This window comes from Bradyrhizobium sp. (genome assembly GCF_036009065.1).
Taxonomy (GTDB): domain Bacteria; phylum Pseudomonadota; class Alphaproteobacteria; order Rhizobiales; family Xanthobacteraceae; genus Bradyrhizobium.
In genome coordinates this window covers 1-1,878 of the sequence record NZ_DASYMN010000378.1, presented here as the reverse complement: position 1 = coordinate 1,878, position 1,878 = coordinate 1, and the positions used below count along the sequence as shown (strand labels likewise).

Here is a 1,878-nt window from a genome sequence, read left to right as displayed (position 1 = left end):
CCTTCACGGCCGGCTTGATCTGCCCGAGCACCAGCCGGTGTTCACGACATTTTCATCGATTCCGGTGATTTCGATTTCCAATGCGCAGCGGCGGCCGGCGCCGCAGGCCAATTTTATTCGCACCATCCACCACGGCCTGCCAGAAAATCTGCTGACGCCGCGGCCGATGACGCCCGGCTATCTGGCGGTGCTCGGCCGCATCGCGCCGGAAAAAGGCGTCGACCGCGCCATTAGGATCGCAATCCGATGCGGCGTGCCGCTGAAAATCGCCGCCAAGGTCGATCGCGCCGATCAGGAATATTACGACGAAATCATCCGCCCGCTGGTCGACCACCGGCTGGTCGAGTACATCGGCGAGATCGGAGATCACGAAAAGTCGGATTTTCTCTCAGGTGCGATCGGGTTGCTGCTTCCGATCGACTGGCCGGAGCCGTTCGGCCTGGTCATGATCGAAGCGATGGCGTGCGGAACACCGGTGATTGCATACAATCGCGGCTCAGTGCCGGAGATCATCGATGAGGGCCTGACCGGATTCATCGTCGAGGACGAGACCAGCGCCGTCGCCGCGGTCGGGCGGCTGGCGCAAGTCAACCGCGGCGCTGTCCGCAAGCAATTCGAGGCGCGCTTCACCGCGCGCCGGATGGCGCTGGACTATCTCGCGGCCTATCGCAGCCTGATGCAGGCCGCCGAACCGCGCATCAAGCTGGTAAGCAGCGCCGAATAGCGACGCGACACGGCTATGTCGCGTCACGGACGCCGCGGCCGGAAACTGAAAAAAGTCTCCAGGAATCGTCCGGATGTGACGAACCTGAACCACCAGAATGCGAATCGCCGGGACTTCATGGGTCTCTCCTGCAATGCGGTATGTTGCGCTGCAGATAGTCCCAAACACGGCAAGCGAATGTGAACTGGTTCACATCATGCCCGCCGGGCCCTACGATTTTGCGTCACACCCTCGTGATGGGCCGGGCGCCGCGGTCGTTCGCTTTCACTCCTTGGTGTCATAACGATAGGATTTCGACACGATCTGCCAGCCGTCGGCCAGTTTCATCGCCACCAGATAGTCGGTGAAATAGCGCGGCGGCAACTGACAGCGCAGCTTGACGAAGGCCGTCGTTTCATCGGATCGGTCGATCGAGACAATGAAATCCTCGCGCGCCTGCCCTTGCGCCGCGGCCGAGGGTCGCTTGCGCACGCGGTCCAGCCAATCCGGCACGTTCAAGACCTGCAATTCTCCCTTTTCGTGCCAGCGCAAATCGGCCGACGGATGAAACGCCTCGCCGAGTTTGTCGGCGCTGCCTTCATAAAGGCCATCGAAGTAAAGTTGAATCACCGATTCCACGGTAGAACGGTCGTGAGCCAAGGCCTGCCCTCCTGCGGTACGAAACGATCGTGCCAATATGCCATGAAATGCAGGTCACGTTGAAGTTGAAATCGATTCCACTTCGAAAGACTTTTGCGAAGAGCGATGGATGCGCGGGCCTTCGCCTCGCCGAAGGGGCTTCCGCATAACGAAAATTATGTTGCTACGGAGGCGCGGCGCGCTGCGCTGCGTCCGGGGCACGAAGTCTGCGAGTCGCCGTTCACGAAATTGTGAATGTATGCCTATCCAACACCCCAAAACCTGCCTTATCCTGCTCGGGTCCTGTTCGATGAGGGAGCGCGTTCTAGACGCGATCCTTCAGCGACAGAGCGAGAGCTGGCCGGACCGGGGCGCCCCGGAACGGTCGACGGCCTGGTGGCCAGGTGGAGCGCCGGGAGGCGCAGCGCCTGCCTTGGGCGCGCGCGGTGCCTTGCCGCGCGAGGTGGGTACGTTAATCCCGCCTCAAGGGGTGCCCGCTGGTGCCCTGGCGCCTCCCGCCGCTCCATCCCCTCGCT

At 61.9% G+C, this 1,878-nt stretch carries 2 protein-coding genes; one reads left to right on the top strand and one right to left on the bottom strand.

What is annotated here, in order from left to right:
* The coding region (locus tag VGP39_RS23090) for a glycosyltransferase family 4 protein (RefSeq protein WP_327570411.1) at window positions 1-724 on the top strand (724 nt) is incomplete at its 5' end.
* Window positions 725-988: 264 nt separating this feature from the next.
* Here VGP39_RS23090 and VGP39_RS23085 read toward each other — a convergent pair.
* Window positions 989-1,363 carry a nuclear transport factor 2 family protein gene (locus VGP39_RS23085; protein ID WP_327570410.1) on the bottom strand — a complete coding sequence of 125 codons (375 nt, stop codon included), beginning with the start codon at window positions 1,361-1,363 and terminating at the stop codon, window positions 989-991.
* Between the last annotated feature and the right edge of the window lie 515 nt (window positions 1,364-1,878).